Origin of the sequence: Streptomyces sp. NBC_00390 (genome assembly GCF_036057275.1) — a bacterium.
GTDB lineage: Bacteria > Actinomycetota > Actinomycetes > Streptomycetales > Streptomycetaceae > Streptomyces.
This window is the reverse complement of the sequence record NZ_CP107945.1, coordinates 5,389,090-5,410,188: the sequence shown is the minus strand read 5'-3', so window position 1 is coordinate 5,410,188 and position 21,099 is coordinate 5,389,090. Positions and strand designations below refer to the sequence as shown.

At 69.9% G+C, this 21,099-nt stretch carries 16 protein-coding genes and 1 tRNA gene; 11 read left to right on the top strand and 6 right to left on the bottom strand.

Annotation, left to right across the window (positions count from 1 at the left end; all coding sequences use genetic code 11):
• The first annotated feature begins 288 nt into the window (after positions 1–288).
• The 4 genes from OHS70_RS23830 (at position 289) to OHS70_RS23815 (ending at position 6,420) form a co-directional block, all read left to right on the top strand.
• Positions 289–4,950 (top strand): FG-GAP-like repeat-containing protein, encoded by a 4,662-nt coding sequence (locus tag OHS70_RS23830; protein ID WP_328400296.1) that lies wholly within the window; start codon positions 289–291, stop codon positions 4,948–4,950.
• Between the two features lie 175 nt (positions 4,951–5,125).
• Positions 5,126–5,467, top strand: a complete 342-nt coding sequence (locus tag OHS70_RS23825; RefSeq protein ID WP_328400294.1) for a hypothetical protein — start codon at positions 5,126–5,128, stop codon at positions 5,465–5,467.
• Between the two features lie 220 nt (positions 5,468–5,687).
• Positions 5,688–6,356 (top strand): hypothetical protein, encoded by a 669-nt coding sequence (locus OHS70_RS23820; protein ID WP_328400292.1) that lies wholly within the window; start codon positions 5,688–5,690, stop codon positions 6,354–6,356.
• Positions 6,347–6,420 (top strand) — tRNA-Lys (locus OHS70_RS23815). Before OHS70_RS23820 ends, OHS70_RS23815 begins: the two co-directional genes overlap by 10 nt.
• A 110-nt stretch (positions 6,421–6,530) precedes the next feature.
• Here the strand turns inward: OHS70_RS23815 and OHS70_RS23810 are convergent.
• Complete coding sequence (locus tag OHS70_RS23810; protein WP_328405858.1) at positions 6,531–7,760, bottom strand: M6 family metalloprotease domain-containing protein; 1,230 nt, start codon at positions 7,758–7,760, stop codon at positions 6,531–6,533.
• 439 nt (positions 7,761–8,199) lie between these two features.
• Between OHS70_RS23810 and OHS70_RS23805 the strand changes: the two genes are divergently transcribed.
• A complete protein-coding gene (locus OHS70_RS23805; protein ID WP_328400290.1) occupies positions 8,200–10,032 on the top strand; it encodes a putative bifunctional diguanylate cyclase/phosphodiesterase in 1,833 nt (610 codons plus the stop codon).
• 121 nt (positions 10,033–10,153) lie between these two features.
• Here OHS70_RS23805 and OHS70_RS23800 read toward each other — a convergent pair whose 3' ends face one another.
• From OHS70_RS23800 to OHS70_RS23785, 4 genes are all read right to left on the bottom strand, one after another.
• Entirely contained in the window at positions 10,154–11,842 is a 1,689-nt protein-coding gene (locus OHS70_RS23800; protein WP_328405856.1) for a glycosyl hydrolase family 18 protein, read from the bottom strand.
• Between the two features lie 229 nt (positions 11,843–12,071).
• A complete protein-coding gene (locus OHS70_RS23795) occupies positions 12,072–13,145 on the bottom strand; it encodes an LLM class flavin-dependent oxidoreductase (protein WP_328400288.1) in 1,074 nt (357 codons plus the stop codon).
• 76 nt (positions 13,146–13,221) lie between these two features.
• Entirely contained in the window at positions 13,222–13,962 is a 741-nt protein-coding gene (locus OHS70_RS23790; RefSeq protein WP_328400286.1) for a maleate cis-trans isomerase family protein, read from the bottom strand.
• A complete protein-coding gene (locus OHS70_RS23785; RefSeq protein ID WP_328400285.1) occupies positions 13,959–14,780 on the bottom strand; it encodes a maleate cis-trans isomerase family protein in 822 nt (273 codons plus the stop codon). The genes OHS70_RS23790 and OHS70_RS23785 overlap by 4 nt, the downstream gene beginning before the upstream one ends.
• 131 nt (positions 14,781–14,911) lie before the next feature.
• On the opposite strand from OHS70_RS23785, the gene OHS70_RS23780 reads away from it, so the two are divergent.
• Together OHS70_RS23780 and OHS70_RS23775 are read left to right on the top strand one after the other, a co-directional pair.
• Positions 14,912–15,874 carry a D-2-hydroxyacid dehydrogenase gene (locus tag OHS70_RS23780; protein ID WP_328400283.1) on the top strand — a complete coding sequence of 321 codons (963 nt, stop codon included), beginning with the start codon at positions 14,912–14,914 and terminating at the stop codon, positions 15,872–15,874.
• A complete protein-coding gene (locus OHS70_RS23775; RefSeq protein ID WP_328400281.1) occupies positions 15,855–17,270 on the top strand; it encodes an amidase in 1,416 nt (471 codons plus the stop codon). The genes OHS70_RS23780 and OHS70_RS23775 overlap by 20 nt, the downstream gene beginning before the upstream one ends.
• Positions 17,271–17,572: 302 nt before the next feature.
• On the opposite strand, the gene OHS70_RS23770 is transcribed toward OHS70_RS23775, so the two are convergent.
• On the bottom strand, positions 17,573–18,073 hold the full coding sequence (locus tag OHS70_RS23770) for a DUF3830 family protein (RefSeq protein WP_328400279.1): 501 nt from the start codon (positions 18,071–18,073) through the stop codon (positions 17,573–17,575).
• 69 nt (positions 18,074–18,142) lie between these two features.
• Between OHS70_RS23770 and ehuB the strand changes: the two genes are divergently transcribed.
• The 4 genes from ehuB to ehuA are packed head-to-tail and all read left to right on the top strand — an operon-like array spanning position 18,143 to position 21,042.
• Positions 18,143–18,997, top strand: coding sequence for an ectoine/hydroxyectoine ABC transporter substrate-binding protein EhuB (gene ehuB / locus OHS70_RS23765; RefSeq protein ID WP_328400277.1), 855 nt, complete (start codon positions 18,143–18,145; stop codon positions 18,995–18,997).
• Positions 18,994–19,653 (top strand): ectoine/hydroxyectoine ABC transporter permease subunit EhuC, encoded by a 660-nt coding sequence (gene ehuC / locus OHS70_RS23760; RefSeq protein ID WP_328400275.1) that lies wholly within the window; start codon positions 18,994–18,996, stop codon positions 19,651–19,653. Before ehuB ends, ehuC begins: the two co-directional genes overlap by 4 nt.
• Entirely contained in the window at positions 19,650–20,300 is a 651-nt protein-coding gene (gene ehuD, locus OHS70_RS23755; RefSeq protein ID WP_328400273.1) for an ectoine/hydroxyectoine ABC transporter permease subunit EhuD, read from the top strand. The genes ehuC and ehuD overlap by 4 nt, the downstream gene beginning before the upstream one ends.
• Positions 20,290–21,042 (top strand): ectoine/hydroxyectoine ABC transporter ATP-binding protein EhuA, encoded by a 753-nt coding sequence (ehuA, locus tag OHS70_RS23750; RefSeq protein WP_328400271.1) that lies wholly within the window; start codon positions 20,290–20,292, stop codon positions 21,040–21,042. Before ehuD ends, ehuA begins: the two co-directional genes overlap by 11 nt.
• Positions 21,043–21,099: the final 57 nt, after the last annotated feature.

Genomic DNA, 21,099 nt, shown 5'->3' with positions numbered 1-21,099 from the left:
CGGGAAAGAATCCATATGAGCAGTACACCGAGAGGGGTCGTCAACGACCCCGGGGGGACCGGGAGAAGAGCGATATCGGCTGCCCTGCTGATCGCCCTTTCCGCAGGAATGGTGACCCTTCCATCTTTTGACGCGACCGCTGCGGAACGAACCGGATCAGCGAACCGGTCAGATTCCTCACAGAGCCTTGCGGAAAAGCAGCGCGCGGAAGGCGATCAGGCCACAAAGAAGGCCGCCGAGACCGGAAAGCGTGTCGAAATTGTTTCCCGGCGGACCGAGACCGACGAGGTGTTCGCGAACCCGGACGGAACATTCACCGTGGACCGGGCGCTCATTCCGGTCCGGGTACGGCAGAACGGAAATCTGGTACCCGTCGATCCGCACCTTTCCGTCAGGGAGGACGGCCGGGTCGCGCCCAAGGCAACCGGAATGTCCGTCTCGCTCTCCGGCGGAGGCGACGGGGCCTTCGCCACGATGGTCAGGGACGGCCGTGAGCTGTCCCTGACCTGGCCGGGCAAGCTCCCCGAGCCGAAGGTCTCCGGCGACACGGCGACGTACACGAACGTGCTGCCCGGCGTCGACCTGACCGCCAAGGCCGACGTGGACTCCTTCTCCCACGCCTTGGTGGTGAAGAACGCGGAGGCCGCGAAGAACCCCGAGCTCGAGAACATCACCTTCGGCATCGAGCACAAGGGACTCGACGTCAAGACGGGTGAGAACGGCGAGCTCCAGGCCCTCGACCCCACCGGCACGGCCGTCTTCTCGGCTCCGCAGCCGCGGATGTGGGACTCGGCAGGATCCGAGGACGTGCGTCCCGTCGCCGGCGCCTCGAAGACCGCGAAGGCTGCGGCGTCCCCGAAGGCCCGGTCGGCGCGGTCCGCCGCCGCAGGGGACACCGACCCCCGTCCACTGCCCGAAACGCTCGATGGCGCGACCGAGGGCTCCCGTCAGGCCGCCATCGGCGTCGGTCTGACGGACCGGACGCTCACCCTGCGACCGGACAAAGAGCTGCTGCGAGGCCAGGACACCGTCTACCCCGTCGTCATCGACCCGATGTGGGCCAAGGACGCGTGGAAGAACGCCTGGTCGATCGCGTACAAGCACAGCGCGTACCCCAGCTCCGACGACACGGTCTACTGGAACGGCGGAACGATCTCCGATTTCGCCCGGGTCGGTGTGGCCGAGGACACCCAGCGCGGCGGAACCGTACGCGCCAACACCTATTTCCGGGTCGCCACCGGCAATGTGTGGGGCAAGCAGATCATCAAATCGACGCTGCGGATCAAGCAGACCCACGCCGGTTCGTGGTCGTGCAAGTCGGGCGAGCTCCTCGTCCGTGACATCGGCAAATCCCTTCCCACGAACATCACGTGGAACAGGCAGCCCGATTGGGGAAGCGTCGTCGACTCCTCGGGCGAGTCCTTCGGCGGCCGTAACTGCCCTGCCGACAGCGCCGGTCTCGTCGAGTTCGACGTGACGTCCGCGATCAGCAGGGCCGCCAAGGGCAAATGGGGTTCCTGGGCCTTCGTGCTGACTTCCAAGAGCAGCGCGGTCGACACTTCCTGGCGGAAGTTCGACCCCAACTCGGTGCGGGTCTCGACGTATCTGAACACCCTCCCGGACAGGCCGAAGGACCAGTCCACCGACCCGTCCGTCCCCTGCACGGGCGGCACCTTCGGCACCACGGACTATGTCACGCTGCGTGCAAAGGTCAACGATGCCGAGGACAAGAACCTCTCGGTGGAGTTCAACTACGCCCCGGCCGGGGACGACACACCGGTCAAGGCGAGGCGTGACTTCAGCCGCGGCACGGTCGCCAGCCTCCGTATCGACGCCAAGACGCTGAACTCCGGCACCTACTGGTGGAACGTCAGGGTCCACGACGGGGCGGGCAGCGGCTCGTGGGGCAGCAAGTGCTCCTTCACGCTCGACAAGACGCGGCCGTCGAAGCTGCCGGGTGTCACCTCGGACGAGTTCCCGGCCGAGAAGGACGGCAACCCGGCCCGTACGGACGGCAAGTTCATGTTCACGGCGGGCGGCGTCACCGACGTCACGCGCTATGTGTGGTGGACCGACTCGGACACCAAGGAACACTTCGTGGACGCCACCAAGCCCGGTGGTCCCGCGAAGGAGCCGGTGACCTTCAAGCCGCTGAACGCAGGCCCCCAGTTCATGTACGTCCGCAGCCTCGACGCCGCCGGCAACCGCTCGGACCTCAGGACCTACCTCTTCTACCCGACCCGGGCACCGGAACGGGACAAGCCCGGTGACCTCAACGGCGACACCACCGTCGACCTGTGGACCGTCGACCCGGGCAGCAACGCGCTGTGGATCCACCCGGGCCAGGCCAACGGCAAGTTCGGCGTGGGACGGCAGGCCGACGAGGCCTCCTTCGGGAACAGCTCCATCACCCACCGCGGCAGCTGGAACGAGGACTACTACGAGGACCTCGTCGCCCTGCGCCCCGGCCAGGAGGACCCGATGTTCAAGGAGCTCTGGGTCTACGCCAACCGCGGTGACGGCGAGCTCGGCGGTGAGGACACCGAGCGCTGGGAGCTGAACGTCACTACCGAGGAGGACAACCACTGGCGCAACGCCGACCAGGTGCTCTCCATCGGCAGCCTCAGCGACGACAACGGCGACGGCAAGGTCGACGACAACGACACCCCCGACCTGTTGGTCAAGTCGGGCGGGGAGCTGTGGCTGTACCTGGGCCCCCAGGTCAGCACGCTGCTCGACGAGGTCGCGCCCGTCTCCCTGGGCAACGCCGACTGGCAGGACATGACCCTGCTCGCGCCCGGCGACCTCAACAAGGACGGCCTGCCCGAGCTGTGGGCCCGTGACGCCAAGAGCGGCAGGATCCACCAGTACACCAGCCGGAAGAACCCGGTCGACGGCGATGTCACCTTCGCCGACCTGACCGTGTACGCGGATACTTCGGTGCGATCGGCGTCCATCGGCTCCGGCTTCACGGCTGCTGCCTACCCTCACCTGTCCACCAACGGCGACTTCGAGAACGACGGCTTCGCGGATCTCTGGGCCCGTAACGCCGAAGGAAGCGCCGTCGAGTTCCCCGGCCAGGCGCTCAAGGACGGTTCCGCCTTCGGCGCCGCCCGCCCGCTCGTCACCGGCGGCACGCCGTGGGGCACCTGCGAGACCTTCGAGTCGAAGGACACCGGCAAGCGCAGCCTGTGCGGGCCGATCCTGGCCAAGTACAAGGCCCTCGGCGGGCCGGCCGGCTTCGGCTACCCCACCACCGACATCGTGACCGCGCCCGACAAGACCGGCCGCTACACGCACTTCGCGGCTCCCAAGACGACCACCGCCAACCGGTCGATCTACTGGAGCCCGGACACCGGTGCGTGGGAGGTCCACGGCTCCATCTGGGTCAAGTGGACCGAGCTGGGCCGGGAGGGCGGCCTCCTCGGCTACCCGACCGCGGACGAGCGCCCCACCAGTGACGGGGTCGGCCGCTTCAACACCTTCAGCAAGGCGGGCAGGCCCAGCGCGATCTACTACACGCAGCCGATCGGCGCACACGAGGTCCACGGCGCCATCTACGCCAAGTACCGGCAGCTAGGCGGCCCCAGGTTCATGGGCTACCCCACCGGTGACGAGAAGGCGACCACGCCCAAGGCCGGCGCGTACCAGCGTTTCCAGTTCCGTGACGAGGACACGTACAGCTCGTCGATCTACTGGAGCAAGCAGACCGGCGCCTGGCCGGTGCACAACGCCATCCAGTCCAAGTGGATCTCCCTCAAGTCGGAGAACAGCTGGCTCGGCTTCCCCACCTCGGGCGAGTACGAGGTGACCGGCGGCGTCCGGGCCGACTTCGAGAACGGCTACATCCGCTGGAACCGCACCAGTGGCGTCACCACCGAGCACAAGCCGGACGACCGTACGGCTCACCTGCGCACCGACCTGTCGGGCGACGTCAACGGCGACGGCCGCAGCGACATGATCACGGTCTACAACTACGGGAACTCCTCCACCGCCATCCATGTCCTCGACGCGGAGAGCGACGGCGGGTTCCGGCCGCCGAAGGAGGTGTGGACGAGCGCGAGGGCCAGCTTCGACGCCGCACGGGCCAAGTGGGCCTCGGGCGACTTCAACGGAGACGGGCTCACGGACATCGCCGCGTTCTACGGCTACGGGGACGGGACCGTGGCGATGTGGTCCTTCATCACCCAGAAGGGCGGCGGCATGAAGCCTCTCAAGAGCGCCGCGCTGCCCAAGGGCAGCTGGTCCATGGACCGGGTCGTCTCGATCCAGGCCGGTGATCTCAACGGCGACAAGAAGGACGACCTGACGGCCGTCTACGACTACTCCGACGGCCAGACAGGCGCCCACAAGTTCCTCGCCAGGGCCGACGGCGGTTTCGACAACCCCGTCCGCGGCTGGATGTCCGGCGAGGGCAACTGGTGGGCGACGAACGCCCGGTACACGATGGGTGACTCCAACGGCGACGGCCGTGCCGATCTGATCGCCTTCTACGGCTACGCCAACGGCGAAGCGGCCCTGTGGACGTTCCTCGCCAAGGCCGACGGCACCCTCGACAAGCCTGTCAAGTCGTGGAGCGCGGCCGCCGGCGCCTGGGAGCGGGACCGGATCGAGCTCACGAGCGGCGACTACAACGGCGACAAGCGCGCCGACGCTGCGGTGATGTACCGGTACGACGACGGCGTGACCTCGATGAACACCTTCCTCGCGAAGGCGGACGGCGGCTTCGGCGCTCCGCTGACGAGCTGGAAGTCCCAGCCGGGCGGCTGGTACGCGAGCAGCTCCGGCACTCCGGTCACCGGGGACGCGGACGGCGACGGCCGGGCGGATGTCCTGGTCATGTACAACTACGCCACCGGCGCCACCCGGGCCTTCACCTTCCCGGGCCGGGCAGACGGCGGATTCGAGAACCCGCAGCGGTCCTGGCACGCCGAACCCGGCACCTGGTGACCGGTTCGGCGTAACGCATCCCACACATCCGTGCTGACAGCCGCCCGGGCACCGTAAGGTGCCCGGGCGGCTGGTTCATGCCCCGGACGGCCCCGGCCGCGAGGCCCTCTTGCGAGGCGCGGGACAATGGATGGCGGCCCCCGGAGCGCGGGCCACGGTGCGAGGAGGAACGGACATGGCGGAACCCGAGCGGACCGAGCGCAGGCTGCGGCCGTCCCCGCTGCTGTTCGAGCCGTCGGAGGCTGCCGCCGACCCTGAGCACTTCTTCGACCTGGAGTCGATCGAGGACCCCCGGGAGCTCCTGTCCAGGGCCACGGAACTGACGCTGGCGTTCCGCGCGGCGACGGACCGGGCGGTGGAGTACCAGGCGATCGCGGCCGCCCAGCTCGCGGACCCGCGCCGCTTCGACCGGCTGACGCCACAGGACATCGGCGAGCGGGCGGGCTGGTCAGAGGACTACGCCAAGAAGATGATCGAGTTCGGCCGCGATCTGCTGCGCGGCACCGCACCCTCGTAGCTCGACCGCTCCCTTGCAGCCGGTCCGGCTGTGGTTCCGGATCAGGTCCGAGCTGATCCGGGTATGGCTGTGGACCGGGGGGCCGACCGGCCACTGTCAATGGTCAGGACCACTCCCCCATGGCATATGACCGGACAAGATACTCCCCCGAAGCCCGACCTGTCCTCGTTTCGTCCAACCCGGGGAAACCAAATGGTTACTCCGGGTAGATGTTGTCGACATGAGCGCATGGCTGCGAGACGAAACCCTGCTGGCCACCTCCGAGCCGGAGCGTCGGACTCGGACGGACATCTTCGCCCTGCTGCGCGAGGAGAGCCGTCATCACGCGGCCGAGGTCACCGCACCCGGAGCCGGCTGGCTCGTCTCCTCGGAGGCGTATCCCCGCTCCGCCCTGGCCCTGTGGGAGACCACCCCCACCTCCCCCGCGGTGCTCCCCTGCGGCACCGCCTTCGACGTCGTGAACGTGCCCGACATCTTCGGCCGCCGGATGCTGGACCAGCTGTGGTCCGAGGGCCCCGGATCCGGGCCGGTGGCGATGCACCGCGGCCGCATGATGCTGTTCGCCTCGCCCGGCACCGCCCAGCGGCTGCCGTCCCTGCTCGACTGGGAGGAGTGGGGGGACGCCGTGCCACCGCTGCTGTGCCACGGCACCGGGGACGCCGTCACGATCCCGCCGCTGACCAGCCCTGCCACCGGTGAGGGCGCGGGTTCCGGGCCGCGCTGGGTGGTGGCCCCGGACACCCGGCACCCCTGGCTGCCGGGCCCCGATGTGCTGCTGTGGGCGTGCGTGCGGGCCGCCCGCACAGGCTCCTCCAGCAGTGTCCGCATATCGATTTTTCCTCCCGCCGATCAGGGTGCTAAGGTCTACGACGTCAGCAGGCGCCGCTAGCTCAGTTGGTTAGAGCAGCTGACTCTTAATCAGCGGGTCCGGGGTTCGAGTCCCTGGCGGCGCACAGACGGAAAAGGCCTCTCGCGCGAGCGGGGGGTCTTTTCGCATGTCTGCGCACTCGTATGTCCACGCCACCGTGTGTCCGGGCCACCGCATGTCCGCGCGATCGCGTCTCTACGCCGTCGCGATCCTGATCGTCCACGCGCCGGTACGCGCCCGGTCCACTACCTCCACCTGGATCCGCCCGCCCGGCTCTCCCGGCATCGTGTACGTCTCCCCCACCCGCAGCGGCGCGTCCGCGAGCGCCGGGTAGACCGACTCGTCCCAGCACGCGTCGGACTCCGGATGGGTGTCGATCACCTCGATCGGACCGCCGCCCGAGCCTGCCTCGGCCTGGACGCGGTAGAGCAGAATGCCCTCGGTGCAGGTGTCCTGGTCGTTGCCGGTGGCGCCGCGCGCCTCGATGGCGAGGGCGGTGCTCTCACCGGTCCGGACGACCACGAGCCGCGTACCGAGACTGGTGCCGCGCACGGGCGCCGCCGCCAGCGGCTCCAGGGTGACCAGCTTCCCGCCGTGCCCCCCGCCGGTGATGCAGCGCACCTCGTCACCGCCGAGCCAGCCGAGCTTCCACTTGTGCCAGCCGAACAGGTCCGGTGCCAGGCCGAACTGGCTGCCCATCACATCCCAGTCGCCGACGTAGGTGTCCCAGTCGCCCTTGCCGTCCATGGGCCGGTGGTAGAGGTCCGGCAGGTCGAAGACGTGCCCGGTCTCGTGGGCGAGCACGTTCCGGTCCGGCGGGTGGCGTTCGAAGACCGTGACGACCCGCTTGATGTCGGTGCCGTCGGCCTTCATCGGCCGGTCGAAGTTGACGACCTTGGTGGCGTCGGAGTCGACACCGGGGGCGTCCGGGTCGGCGACCAGATAGACGATGTCGTACACCGAGAAGTCGACCGTCGGGTCGGCGGCGGTGACGGCGTCGTGCAGATAGGTGCCGCGCCGCCCGGGGTCCCAGTCACGCTGTATCCCGTACGCGGTCGACGACTCCGGCATCTGCAGCCACGCGCCGAGCGGGTGCACGCGCAGCTGGGACCGGCCGTACGAAGCGCGCCGGAAGAAGTCGCCGGTGGCCGGGAAGTGGTCGCCGACGAGCTCGTCGGGCGTGCTCAGCGGCGCGGAGTCCGGGAACGACAGGAAGATCATGACCGCGTCGAGGGTGGCGTCCGGCCGCGTGTAGGAGCCGTTCCAGGTGTCCAGGCCGAGGGAGTGGTGGGCGGAGGTGCGGGGCAGCGCGCAGGGCCCGGCCGTCGCGTCGGCCACCGCGGGGCCCGCGACGAGGGAGGTCGCGGTGAACGCCATCAGAGAGGTGAGTGCGGCTGCGGCGCTGCGAAGACGCACTCGTTCCACTCTCCCGGGTGTTCCCTCGGACGGCTGCTGACCCTCCACATGGACCTCCGGCTCGGGAATGCGGGACACCACAACCACCCTGTGCCGGTTTATGGCGGTACGCCCTGCTGCGCTGCACCACCTGGGTGACCGGCCCGACACCGCCCCGAGATCGAGCCGGTATGCGCCGACACTCCGATGGCTCACTGAACGTCACATTCGGTCAGAACGGTGTCGACCCCGGTTCACACCCGTGCAGAAACGATCGTCCGTTGGTCATGAGCGCCCACGAGTGGCCTGCCCCACGACGGCGAAGCTGGAAGGGCTCCGGCGGCAGCCTCTATGATCGGCACACTTTCCCCGAGTTCTTCCCGGATTTCTTCGCCGATGTGTGGGTCGGCCATCCGCCGACCACATCTGTACGACCCTGTTCGACACAACTGCACTGCGGGAGTGAGCGGTGAGCGGAACCTCCGAAGGACCAGGGCCCGCGGGCGTCGCAGTCTCCCGCCGGGCCCGACCGTCGGTCACGGAGCGTCACGGCACTGGCCTGACCTCCGCCGAACTCTGCGACTACCGGGCCGCGTTCAACACGGCCCAGCTGGCGATGGCCGTCATCGACCACGAAGGCGTCGTCGTGAGCGCCAACGACGCGCTCGCCGTGCTGCTGGGCACGGAACGGGCCGAGCTGCACCGGCAGCACGCGGCCGATCTCATCGACCTCGCGTCCGACGCCCGCACCTGGCACGCGTACCGCGAAGTGCTGCACGGAAGCCGCTCCCGCTTCCGCTGCACTCGTCGTCTCAAACACCCCGACGGACGGGCCCTGTGGGCCGAGGTCAGCGTCACCCCCGTCGCCGAGGGCGGCAGTGTGCTGCTGGCCGTCACGGACATCAGCGACCGCAGACAGCTGCAGGCCAGACTGCGTCACCTGCAGATGCACGACCCGGTGACCCGGCTGCCCAATCGCACGCTGTTCTTCGAACGGCTGTCGTCCGCGCTGGAGTCCTCGGCGTACGCGCAGGGCTCCACCGGCCGGATCGGGCTGTGCTACCTGGACCTGGACGGTTTCAAGGCGGTCAACGACACCCTGGGCCACCGGGTCGGCGACCGGCTGCTGGCCGAGGTGGCGGCACGGCTGGCAGCCTGCGCCGAGGGCAGCCGCTGCGGGCGCAGCGGCGGTCATCTGGTGGCCAGGCTCGGCGGGGACGAGTTCGCGATCCTGGTCGAGGACTCCACCGGCACCGAGCAGCTCGCCGATCTCGCCGGGTCCGTACTGGCCGCGCTCCAGGAGCCGTTCGACCTGTCCGGGCAGCGGCTCTCGGTCTCGGCGTCGATCGGGGTGGTGGAACGTGCGGTGGCGGGGACCAGCGCGACGGGGCTGATGCAGGCCGCGGACACGACGCTGTACTGGGCGAAGGAGGACGGCAAGGCCCGCTGGACCCTCTTCGACCCCGAGCGCAACGCGCACCGCATGACCCGTCAGGCGCTCTCGTCCACGCTCCGGCCGGCCGTCGAGCGCGGGGAGTTCGAGCTGCAGTACCAGCCTCTGGTGGGGCTCGCGGACGGCGTCACGCGCGGTGTGGAGGCGCTGGTGCGCTGGAATCACCCGCAGTTCGGCACGCTCACGCCGAATCGGTTCGTCGCGATCGCCGAGGAGGACGGCTCGATCGTCCAGCTCGGACAGTGGGTGCTGCGGACCGCGTGCCGCCAGGCGCGTCAGTGGCAGCTGGACCACCCGGACGTGCCCCCGCTGTTCGTCAGTGTCAATGTCGCCGTACGGCAGGTCTGGGACTCCGACCTGGTCGCGGATGTCGCGGAGATCCTGGCCGAGACGGGGCTGCCGCCGTATCTGCTGCAGTTGGAGCTCACCGAGTCCGCGGTGATGGGGTCGGCCGGCCGGCCGTTGCAGGCCCTGCAGGCGCTCAGCGACATGGGCGTGCACATCGCGATCGACGACTTCGGGACCGGGTACTCGAACCTCGCCTATCTGAGCCGGCTTCCGGTATCCGTACTGAAGCTCGACGGAACGTTTGTCCGCGGATTCCAGGACGAGGCGCACGCCAACCCCGCCGACGAGACCATCGTCGAGGCGCTGGTGGACCTGGCGCACCGGCTGGGCCTCACGGTCACCGCGGAGTGCGTGGAGACCTCGGGCCAGGCCTCGAGGCTGCGCAGCATCGGCTGTGACACGGGCCAGGGCTGGCTGTACTCACGAGCGGTGCCCCCCGAGCGCATCGCGGAGATGCTGGGCGCGGGCCCGCAGGCGATCCACGCGGCGACCTCGCACTGAGCACCGGCCGCCGGCGGCCGCCACCGGGCCGCCACCCCGGCCGCCCCCGCCGGCAGGGACTTCCGGCGGGGGCGGCGGACCGTGGGGGGCCTGGAGGTCGGCGGGACGGAGGCTCAGCGGGTCAGCAGGCGCCGAGGTCCTGCCAGACGCCCCACTCGCCAGTGGTGCCCGGCTCCTCGCCCTGGGTCCACCACTTGGCCTTCCACAGGTGGCCCTTGTGCGAGACCTGGTTGCCGCCTGTGTAGGTGGCGGAGGCGGACCAGGCCGCCGACGAGCAGCCGGCCGGGGTGGACGGCGAGGGGGTCGGCGCCGGGCCGGAGCTCGAGGGCGACGGGGTCGCTGTCGGGGCGGACGGCGACGGGGTCGGACTGGGGTCCGCCGGGGAGGAGCCGACCGCGGCCACGATGTCGTTCAGCAGCGTGGTGTTGGTATCGAGCCCGAGCAGCGAGTACATCATCGCGCCGGCCAGGCCGCGCTGGTGGGCGTAGTCCGCGCGGGCCTGGATCGACCGCTTGTCGAGTCCGGTGAAGAACTCGCCGTCCTTGTAGAAGTACGCGGCCTTGGCCTGGTCGTCCCAGAACGTGGTCGCCGGGTTGTCGACGATGCCGCCGAGCTCCTTGTAGTTGGCTATGCCCGCCTGCTGGCTGACCGGCCGCGCGGTGGACGCGCCGGTGGCGCTGCCGCCGAGGCCGTTCTGCGTGCCCGCCGGGACGCCCTTCCAGCCGCGGTAGTAGAACTCGTATCCGAGCGTCAGCTTGTTCGCGGGGAAGCCGCCGGCGATGCCGTAGGCCGGCTTGCCGTCGATCCAGGAGTCGATGGCGTTGTCGATGCTGTACTTCTCGGTGCCCGGAGCGATGGGGTCGGTCGGATCCGAGGCCGGGGAGTACAGGGGGGACTGGTGGTACGCGGGCCCGTCGCCGTCCCAGGCGCCGTGCATGTCGTACGTCATGATGTTCGCGTAGTCGAGGTACGCGCCGATCTTGTCGGTCTCGATGTACTTGATCTTGTCCTGGCCGGCCGGGAGAGCCGCCGTCAGCAGGTACTTCTTGCCGCCGTGGGCGGCCCCGTACTCGTCGAGCTGCTTGCGGAACTCGGCCAGCAGCAGCGTGAAGTTCTGCTTGTCCTCGGGTCCGTAGTGGTTGCCGAGGTGGCCGCCGGACGAGCCCGGGTACTCCCAGTCGATGTCGATGCCGTCGAAGATGCCGGCCGCGGTGCCCGGACCGCCGAAGCCGCCCTCGACGGGCAGGTCGCCCTGGATGTACTGCTTGACGCAGGAGGCCACGAACTTCTTGCGGCTCGCGTCGGTCTTGGCCGCGTCGTGGAAGTACTTGGAGTAGGTCCAGCCGCCGAGCGAGATGTTGATCTTCAGCTTCGGGTACTTGGCCTTCAGCTCCTTGAACTGGTTCATGACGCCGACGATCGGCTGGTTCCAGGTGTCGGCGACGCCGTCCACACTGTCCGCCGCGGTGAAGGACTTCTGGTAGTCGGCGTACGAATCGCCCGCACCGTCACCGGCGTTGGGGTTGTTGTCGTCGCCCGCTGCCTTGTTCGCCTCGAAGCAGGTCAGCTCGGTCGGATGGATGTTGCCGAACGAGTAGTTGAGGATGTCGAGCTTGCCCGCGATGCCCCGGGTGTCGAGGTGCTTGGGGTAGAAGGCGTTGCCGTACACGCTCCACTGGTCGTAGTAGGCGATCTTCACACCGCCCGTGGACGCGGCGGCGGGTGCGGCGTCGGCCGCCTGGGCCGAGCCGAGGCCGGCGACGGCCGCCAGCGCTCCGGCGGCGAGAGCGGCGCTGGTGAGCGCGGCCATCAGGGGTCTGCGGACGTGCACGTGCTGCCTCCGGGGGGTGCGCAGTAAGGGAGTTGAAGAAGAGATAGCCGTCGCGCAAAGTCCGCGTCAATGGTCTGCACCAAATGAGGACTAGACCAATTTGAGCCAAAAACCGCCTGTCAGAGGCGTGCACCCATGACGAAAAGCCGCTCGCCACCATCGGTGACGAGCGGCTTAAGCCGGCTTTAAGGAGCCGTGGCGGAGCGGTTCAGGAACGAACCACTCCACCGGGCAATTCATAGGCGTCGGCGATCAGTTCGTAGCTGCGCAGCCGTGCGTCCCCGCTGTGCGCGTTGGCCGTGAGCATCAGTTCGTCGGCTCCGGTTCGCTTCTGGAGGTCGTCCAGGCCGGTACGTACCTCGTCCGCGGTGCCGTGCACGATGTTCGACAGCCAGCTGTCGACGAACTGCCTCTCCGGCACGCTGAACGGATACGCCTCCGCCTCCTGCGGCGTCGGGATCAGCCCGGGCCGGCCGCTGCGCAGCCGGAGCATGGACAGCGCGCCGGTCAGCACCTGACGGCGTGCCTCCTTCTCGTCGTCCGCGGCGAGCGCGGACACTCCGATCAGCGCGTACGGGGCGTCCAGCAGCGCCGAGGGACGGAAGCTCTCGCGGTAGAGGTCGAGCGCCGGCACCGTGTTCTGCGCGGAGAAGTGATGGGCGAAGGCGAAGGGCAGGCCGAGTACGCCCGCCAGCCGGGCACTGAAGCCGGAGGAGCCGAGCAGCCAGATCGGCGGGCGGTGGGTGGGGCCCTGCACGGGCCCCGGGACCGCATGGATCCGTGCGTACCGGTGGCCGTCCGGGAAGTCGTCGTCCAGGAAGCGGGTCAGTTCGGCGAGCTGCTGCGGGAAGTCGTCGGCACCTTCGGCAAGCCGCTCGGAGCGGCGCAGTGCCGCGGCCGTGCCGCCGTCCGTGCCGGGGGCGCGGCCGAGGCCCAGGTCGATGCGGCCCGGTGCGAGCGCCTCCAGCGTGCCGAACTGTTCGGCGATCACGAGGGGCGCGTGGTTCGGGAGCATCACACCGCCCGACCCGAGCCGGATCCGCTCGGTGTGGGCGGCGAGATGGGCGAGGATCACCGCCGGCGACGAGGAGGCGACACCCGGCATCGAGTGATGCTCGGCGACCCAGTGCCGGTGGAAACCGCGGGCCTCGGCGAGCCTGACGATGTCCACACTGGTCCGCAGGGCCTCGGCCGCCGTGCGGCCGCTGCCGACGGTGACCAGGTCGAGCACGGACAGCGGTACGGGGGCGGTGCCGGCCGCCGCGCCTCGGATCTCGTCCACGGGTGGGTCCTCCTGCGGGATGTCGTACGTACGTCCGCACCCAACAGGAGGGCCTCTCCGTTTTATTCCCGGGACCTCATGCCGGGACCCACTCCCGGTCCTCCGGGCGGGCGAACAGCGTGCCCATGCCTTCGGCCCACACACGGCGGTCCGCCAGCCGCAGCCCCTCCCACACCGTCACCTGATTCGCCGTCAGCACCGGTTTGCCCAGCGTCTCCTCCAGCTCCTCCAGATGGGCCACGGTGTGCAGGGCCGTGTCCGGCAGCAGCACCGCCTCGGCGTCCGGGCGGTCGCCCGCGCGCGCCAGCTCCAGCACCTGCTCGCGCCCCCATGTGCCGACCTCGGCCGCCGTGACGATCCCGCTCGCCCGCATCGCGCTCACCTCGATGCCGGCCGCGCGCAGGAAGCCGGCGAACGACGCGGTGATGTCCTGCGGGTACGTCGCCGCGACGGCGACCCGCCCGACACCCAGGTCCTGTGCGGCGTGCGCGAAGGCGAAGGAGGTGCTGGACGCCGGCAGCCCCGCCGCTTTCGCCAGCTCGCGCGTCTGCTCGTGCGCGCCGTCCCAGCCGCGCACGAAGCTGCCGCTGGTGCAGGCCCACATGAGGGTCTCGGCTCCCGCCAGCCGCAGCTCCTCGACCCCGGCCGCGAGCCGCGCCGGGGAACCCATCTCCATGAGTGCGTCCACCCGGTGCGCGTCCTCGCCGATGTCGGTGTGGAAGATCGGCAACCGGATGTCGCTGTCGAGCAGAACCGCGATCCGTGGATAGTCGTCCTCTGCCGAGTGTCCCGGGTAGAGGAGTCCGACCGACGTCATGTCCATCCTTCCTGTTCTTCGGGCTGTGCGGGCAGAGCGCCGGGGGCCGGGGGCGGCACCTCGTCCGGCACCTCGGGCCCGGTACCGGGCTGGAGCAGCAGCGCCTGGTACGGGCCGACCGCATGCACCCCGATGGTCCGCAGCGCGGCCCACATGGTCACCTGGTTGGCCGACAGCACGGGCATTCTCAGCTCGGCCTCCAGTTGCGGAATCGCGTCGTACGTCGGCAGATTGGTGCAGCTGATGAACAGGGCGTCCGCCGCTCCGACGACCGCCTGGCGCGCCATGTCCACCACCGACCGGTACGGCACCTTCCAGATGTGCCGGGTCAGCCCCAGGAAGGCGCGGCCCGTGACCGTGACCCCAGCTTCTCCCAGATAGTCCTCCAGTGACCGGGTGACCGACTCCGTATAGGGCGTGACCAGGGCGATACGGCCGGCGCCGAGCTCGTCGAGTGCGTCGAGCAGAGCGCCGGAGGTGGTCAGCGAGGGCACCTCCCCTTCCGAGCTCATCACCTCGCACATCGCGCGTTCCCCGGCGAGGCCGCCCACAAAACTGCCCGAGGTACACGCATACGCGACGACCTCGGGCTCGGACGCACTGAGCGCCCGCACCGCCTCACGCAGCGTCTCGTGCTCGCTGACCATCCGGGCCAGATCGAGCGAGACCCCGACCGGGACGTACGGGGTACGGGTCAGGCGCAGGGACACCGCGTCGGGCACCCACCGCCACAGCTCCCGGTCCAGCGCGAAATCGAACGGGGCGACCACGCCGACACCGTGCTGCGGCTGTGGTCCGCCGAGAAAGGAGACATCCATCGCAGGCCCCCTTGGCGTCTTGTTGACGACGGTAGGTGCGGGTGCGAGCGTGGGTCAATCCGTACATGTCAGACTCCCCCCGTAGCCCTGCCGGCCTCGGGAGGTGCCCCCTACGAAACGGGTCCCGCCTGATGTCCGAACCCACCCTTCTCGTCCTGGCCGCGGATCCCCCGCCCCGACTGGGCCGGCTGACCGGACGGGCGCGTGTCGAGTACACCGACGAGGACTCGCTCGCGGCCCGACTGCCGTACGCGGACGCCCTGTTGATGTGGGACTTCACCTCCGACGCGCTCCGGCGCGCCTGGCCCGGTGAGGGTCCCCGGCCGCGCTGGGTGCACACCCCGAGTGCGGGAGTGGACCGGCTGCTCTGCCCCGAGCTGGTGGAGTCCGACACCCTGGTGACCAACGCCCGCGGCATCTTCGACCAGCCGATCGCCGAGTACGTGGCCGCGCTGGTGCTCGCCATGGCCAAGGATCTGCCCGGCACGCTGGAGCTGCAACGGCAGCGGCGCTGGCGCCACCGCGAGGGTCTGCCGGTGGCCGGGACCCGGGCGACGGTCGTCGGCGCGGGCCCCATCGGGCGTGCCGTGGCCCGCACGCTCGATGCACTGGGCGTACGGACCGCGGTCGTGGGCCGCACCCCCCGTCCCGGCGTCCACGGCGTGGCCGATCTCGACCGGCTGCTGATCCGCGCCGACTGGGTGGTGTGCGCGGCGCCGCTCACCGACGACACCCGCGCCATGTTCGACGCGCGGCGCTTCGGTCTTCTGCAGCCCTCGGCCCGGTTCATCAACGTGGGGCGCGGCCCGTTGGTCGTCGAGGAGGCGCTGGTCGCGGCGCTCAGGAACCGGTGGCTGGCGGGAGCGGCGCTCGACGTCTTCGACCAAGAGCCGCTCACGCCCGACAGCCCGCTGTGGGACGTACCGGGACTGATCGTCTCGCCGCACATGAGCGGCGACACGGTCGGCTGGCGCGACCGGCTCGGCGAGCAGTTCGTCGAGCTGTTCGAGCTGTGGCTGGCCGGAAAGCAGCTCCCGAACGTGGTCGACAAGAAACGTGGGTACGTCCCCATGCATGACAAGTCCGCTGACTGATCTCACCGCACGCCAACTGCTGGCCGGCTACGCCCAGGGCGACTTCTCCCCCGTCGACGCGACGCGAGCGGCGCTGGAGCGGGCGGAGGTGGTGCAGCCCCTGGTGAACGCCTTCGTCCGGATCGACCCCGAGGGGGCGCTGGCAGAGGCGGAGGCGTCGGCGCGCCGGTGGCACCGCAGGGAGACGCTGGGGCTGCTGGACGGGGTGCCGCTGACCGTGAAGGACATCCTGCTGCAGCGCGGCACCCCGACCCTGCGCGGCTCCCGGACCGTCAGCGCTGACGGCGCCTGGGACGAGGACGCTCCGTCGGTGGCCCGGCTGAGGGCGCACGGCGCGGTGTTCGTGGGCCGCACGACGACACCCGAGTTCGGATGGAAGGGGGTCACCGACTCACCGCTGCACGGGGTGACCCGCAACCCCTACGACCTGTCCCGCACGGCGGGCGGATCGAGCGGCGGCAGCGCGGCGGCCGTGGCGCTGGGGGCCGGGGCCGTGTCGATCGGCACGGACGGCGGCGGCTCGGTGCGCATTCCGGCCTCGTTCTGCGGGATCTTCGGGATGAAGCCGACGTACGGGCGGGTGCCGATGTACCCCTCCAGCCCGTTCGGGACGCTCTCCCATGTGGGGCCGATGACCCGGGACGCGGCGGACGCGGCACTGATGCTGGACGTGATGAGCGGTGAGGACTGGCGGGACTGGTCGCATCTGGGAGCGGCGCGCAGCGTGCTCGAGGGCCTCGACGAGGGCGTGAAGGGGCTGCGGATCGGCTACTCGGCGTCCTTCGGCGGCCAGGTCGCGGTGCGCCCGTCGGTCGCGGCCGCGGTCCGGGGGGCGGTGACGGCGCTGGCCGGGCTCGGCGCGCACATCGAGGAGTCCGACCCCGATCTCGCCGACCCGGTGGAGGCGTTCCACACACTGTGGTTCAGCGGCGCGGCGCGGCTGGTGCAGCATCTGCGCGCGGAGCAGCGCGAGCTGCTGGACCCGGGGCTGCGCGAGATCTGCGAGGAGGGGGCGCGGCACAGTGCGCTGGAGTATCTGGCGGCGGTGGACGCGCGGATGGACCTGGGGCGGCGGCTGGGCCGCTTCCACACGTCGTACGACCTGCTGGTCACCCCTACGCTGCCGATCACGGCGTTCTCGGCCGGGGTGGAGGTGCCCGAGGGCTCGGGCCTGGGTCGCTGGACGGGGTGGACCCCGTTCACGTACCCGTTCAACCTGACGCAGCAGCCGGCGGCGACGGTGCCGTGCGGTGTGGACGAGGAGGGGCTGCCGGTCGGGGTGCAGCTGATCGGGCCGCGGCATGCGGACGGACTGGTGCTGAGGGCGGCGCACGCCCTGTACGAGTCGGGTGCTGCGGAGGTGCCGGTGCCCCGGTTGCCGGGGGCGGCGGGGTAGACGCCCGGTGTGGGCCGTTCCCCGCGGCGGGCGCCGCGGCTGCGAGGGCGGCGGGCGGGGTGCCCTGCGAGCCCGTGCCCCTGTCGGGCGCCTGCGGCGGGCGTGTTCCCCACCCCGCCCTCCCCCTACGGCCTGGCCGCTGTGGGAGGGACCCCATCCCGAACTGGGGCTCCGCGCCCCGGACCCCGCGCCTCGAACGCCGGCGGGGCTGCATTCTGCCGGCGCATCCGGCAGAAGCAGCCCGTCCGGCGACTGAGGACGGGGCGTGCCCCCAGTCATGGGAAGGGGCAGGTAGGGGACCCTCAGGCCCGGCGGAAGCTCAGCGTCTCCCCCGCCGCCCCGTTGCGCCACAGGCCCTGGCAGGCCTCGGCCATCACGTCCAGGCCCTCCACCACCGTCCCCCACACGATCCCCGGCACCCACCCCACATCCCCGTTCAGCAGCAGGTTGTTGCGTTCGTAGAACAGAGCCAGGTCGACCACGGTCGAACGCCCCTGGTGCGGGGCCCCCTCGCCGTAGCCGTACGACGCCGTGCCCAACTGGACGTCCGAGAAGGTGAAGTAGCACAAGTCGCCCGGAATCGGTGTCACGGTCGGGTTCTCCAGTGGCGGCTCCTCGGCGGCGAACGCGGGGAACAGGGCGTAGATCTCGTTCCTCGCGTACTTCGCGTGATAGACGTCCCCGGCGAGCGGCAGCGCCTGCCACACCGCCTCGCACGTGCGCGGAGCCTTGTCGGTGAGCAGCCGGGCGGTGCACTGGACGCCGCGCGACTCGAGGGCAACGGTCAGATATCGGTCGGCCATTGTCCACGCATACCCCGAGCCGGGCCGGGTAGCCGCGCGCCCATGGTTCGAACAAGACAACGAGGATCGATGAGCAGACGCACCATGCTGCTCGGCACCGCGGCCGTCGGCGCTCTGGGCGTGACCGGCGCGGCGGGCTGCAGCAAGGTGCCCTCCGGTGATGCGCTGGCCCGGCTGAAGTCGCAGGGCACGGTGAGGCTCGGCATCGCGGGTGAGGTGCCGTACGGCTATGTCGACAAGCAGGGCGAGTTCACGGGCGAGGCCCCCGAGCTCGCCCGGGTGATCTTCAAGCGGCTCGGTATCGACGAGGTCCAGCCGGTCGCGACCGACTTCGCCTCGCTCATCCCCGGGCTGAACTCGCAGCAGTTCGATGTCGTCTCGGCCGGGATGTACATCAACAAGGAGCGCTGCGCGCAGGTCATATTCGCCGACCCCGAGTACCAGATGCTCGACTCCTTCATCGTGCGCAAGGGCAATCCCAAGAATCTGCGCACCTACGAGGACGTCGTGAAATCCAAGGCGAGGTTCGCCACCGGCACCGGCTACGCGGAGATCGACTATGCGGTCGCCGCCGGGTACCCCGAGAAGGACATCGTCATCCTCCAGGACCAGGTCGCAGGGCTGAACGCGGTCGAGTCCGGCCGCGTCGACGTGTTCGCCGGCACCGCGCTGACCACCCGCGAGGTGGTCCGCAAGAGCGCGAAGGCCGAGGCGACCGAGGCGTTCGCCGCCGTCGTCGACGGCGAGAAGAAGATCGACGGCGGCGGCTTCGCCTTCCGCCCCACCGACACCGAACTGCGCGACGCGTTCAATGCCGAGATCCACAAGATGAAGAAGAGCGGCGAACTCTTCCGCATCCTGAAGCCGTTCGGCTTCACGGAGAAGGAGATGACCACGCTCACTGCCGAGGAGCTGTGCCGATGACAGCCGGACTCTGGCAGAACTGGGTGCTTCCGGGCATCTGGATCACCGTCCAACTGCTGGTGTACAGCGCGGTGCTGGCCGCCACCGTCGCCTTCGCGGTGGGTACGGCCCGCACCCACCGCTCCCGTGCGGTCCGCTTCCTCGCGGGCTTCTACACGGAGGTCTTCCGCGGCACCTCGGCCCTGGTGCTGATGTTCTGGCTGTTCTTCGTGGTGCCGCCGCTGCTCGGATGGCAGCTGGTCCCGATGTGGGCCGCGGTCCTCGCGCTCGGCCTGTCCTACGGGGCGTACGGCGCCGAGATCGTCCGCGGCGCGCTGAACTCGGTGGCCGCGCCCCAGCGCGAGGCGGGCATCGCACTGAGCTTCACGCCCTGGCAGCGGCTGCGGCTGATCCTGCTGCCGCAGGCGGTGCCGGAGATGATCCCCTCGTTCTGCAATCTGCTGGTCGAGCTGCTCAAGGGCACGGCGCTGGTGTCGCTGCTGGGAGTCGGTGACGTGTCGTTCGCCGCCTATCTGGTGCGCCTGGCCACGCAGGAGAGCGCCCAGATCTACACGGTCGTGCTGGTGATCTACTTCGTGATCGCGTTCGCCATCACCCGTTCCATGAAGGCGCTGGAGCGCCGGACCAAGGCCAACATCGGGGTGGTGGTCAAGTGACCTGGGACTGGTCCGCGGTCGCGGACTTCATGCCGCGTTTCTGGGAAGGCGTGCTGCTCACGCTCCAGATACTGGTGCTGGGCTCGCTGATCTCGTTCACGCTCGGCCTGGTGTGGGCGATCGGCTTCCGCGCGCCGACCCGCTTCGTGCGGTGGCCGGTGCACGTGTTCACCGAGTTCATCCGCACCACCCCGCTGCTGGTGCAGCTGTTCTTCTTCTACTTCGTGCTGCCGGAGTGGGGCATCCAGTTCTCCGCCCTGACCACGGGCACGATCGCGATCGGGCTGCACTACTCGACGTACACCGCACAGGTCTACCGGGCCGGTATCGAAGCCGTGCCGGCCGGTCAGTGGGAGGCGGCGACCGCGCTGAGCCTGCCCGCCCACCGCACCTGGCTGGCGGTGATCCTGCCGCAGGCGATCCGCCGGATCACCCCCGCGCTGGGCAACTACGTCATCGCGATGCTGAAGGACACTCCGCTGCTCGCCGCGATCGGTGTGCTGGAGATGCTGCAGCTGTCCCGGCTGGAGAGCGCCTCGACCTTCCAGTACACCGAGCCGCTGACGGTGGTCGGCATCGCCTTCGTCCTCATCGCCTGTCCGGCTTCCCTGCTCGTACGAACCCTGGAGCGCCGCCTTGTCCGCTGACACGAAGACCCCGCTGATCCGCTTCGAGAACGTCACCAAGCGGTTCGGCGACACCACCGTCCTGGACGACCTGTGCTTCTCGGTCCGGCCCGGCAAGCACGTCACGCTGATCGGCCCGTCCGGATCCGGCAAGACCACCATCCTGCGGCTGCTGATGACCCTGACGTCCCCCGACGAGGGCACGATCCAGGTCAACGGGCACCGGCTCCACCCGGCGCCCGAGAAGGAGCGGCGCGAGGCGCGCAAGAAGATCGGAATGGTCTTCCAGCAGTTCAACCTGTTCCCCAACATGAGCGTGCTGCGCAACATCACCGAGGCCCCGGTACGGGTCCTCGGCCTGTCCCGTGACGAGGCCGAGGAGCGTGCCAGGGAGCTGCTGGAGATGGTGGGCCTCGGCGACCGCTGCGACGCCCGGCCGACCCAGCTGTCGGGCGGGCAGCAGCAGCGGGTGGCGATCGCCCGCGCGCTGGCGATGCGGCCGCAGGTGCTGCTGCTGGACGAGGTGACCTCGGCGCTCGACCCCGAGCTGGTGGCCGGTGTGCTGGACGTCCTGCGGGACATCGCGCGTTCGACGGACATCACCATGCTGTGTGTCACGCACGAGATGAACTTCGCCCGGGACATCTCCGACGAGGTGCTGATGTTCGACTCCGGCAAGGTGATCGAATCGGGTCCGCCGGAGAAAATCTTCTCCGAGCCGGAGCAGACGCGTACCCGCGAGTTTCTCGGTGCGGTGCTCTGACCTCTCACTCTTTCGGGTAGGAATGTCCGTGGCATATGCCAGCGTGATGCGCCCCAG

What these genes read in the sequence shown, in the direction of transcription:
- OHS70_RS23825 (WP_328400294.1), top strand. Translation starts at nt 5,126, where the DNA reads ATGGCGGAACCCGAGCGGACCGAGCGCAGGCTGCGGCCGTCCCCGCTG.
- OHS70_RS23820 (WP_328400292.1), top strand. Translation starts at nt 5,688, where the DNA reads ATGAGCGCATGGCTGCGAGACGAAACCCTGCTGGCCACCTCCGAGCCG.
- OHS70_RS23800 (WP_328405856.1), bottom strand. Translation starts at nt 11,842, where the DNA reads ATGGCCGCGCTCACCAGCGCCGCTCTCGCCGCCGGAGCGCTGGCGGCC.
- OHS70_RS23790 (WP_328400286.1), bottom strand. Translation starts at nt 13,962, where the DNA reads ATGACGTCGGTCGGACTCCTCTACCCGGGACACTCGGCAGAGGACGAC.
- OHS70_RS23785 (WP_328400285.1), bottom strand. Translation starts at nt 14,780, where the DNA reads ATGGATGTCTCCTTTCTCGGCGGACCACAGCCGCAGCACGGTGTCGGC.
- OHS70_RS23780 (WP_328400283.1), top strand. Translation starts at nt 14,912, where the DNA reads ATGTCCGAACCCACCCTTCTCGTCCTGGCCGCGGATCCCCCGCCCCGA.
- OHS70_RS23775 (WP_328400281.1), top strand. Translation starts at nt 15,855, where the DNA reads ATGACAAGTCCGCTGACTGATCTCACCGCACGCCAACTGCTGGCCGGC.
- OHS70_RS23770 (WP_328400279.1), bottom strand. Translation starts at nt 18,073, where the DNA reads ATGGCCGACCGATATCTGACCGTTGCCCTCGAGTCGCGCGGCGTCCAG.
- ehuB (WP_328400277.1), top strand. Translation starts at nt 18,143, where the DNA reads ATGAGCAGACGCACCATGCTGCTCGGCACCGCGGCCGTCGGCGCTCTG.
- ehuC (WP_328400275.1), top strand. Translation starts at nt 18,994, where the DNA reads ATGACAGCCGGACTCTGGCAGAACTGGGTGCTTCCGGGCATCTGGATC.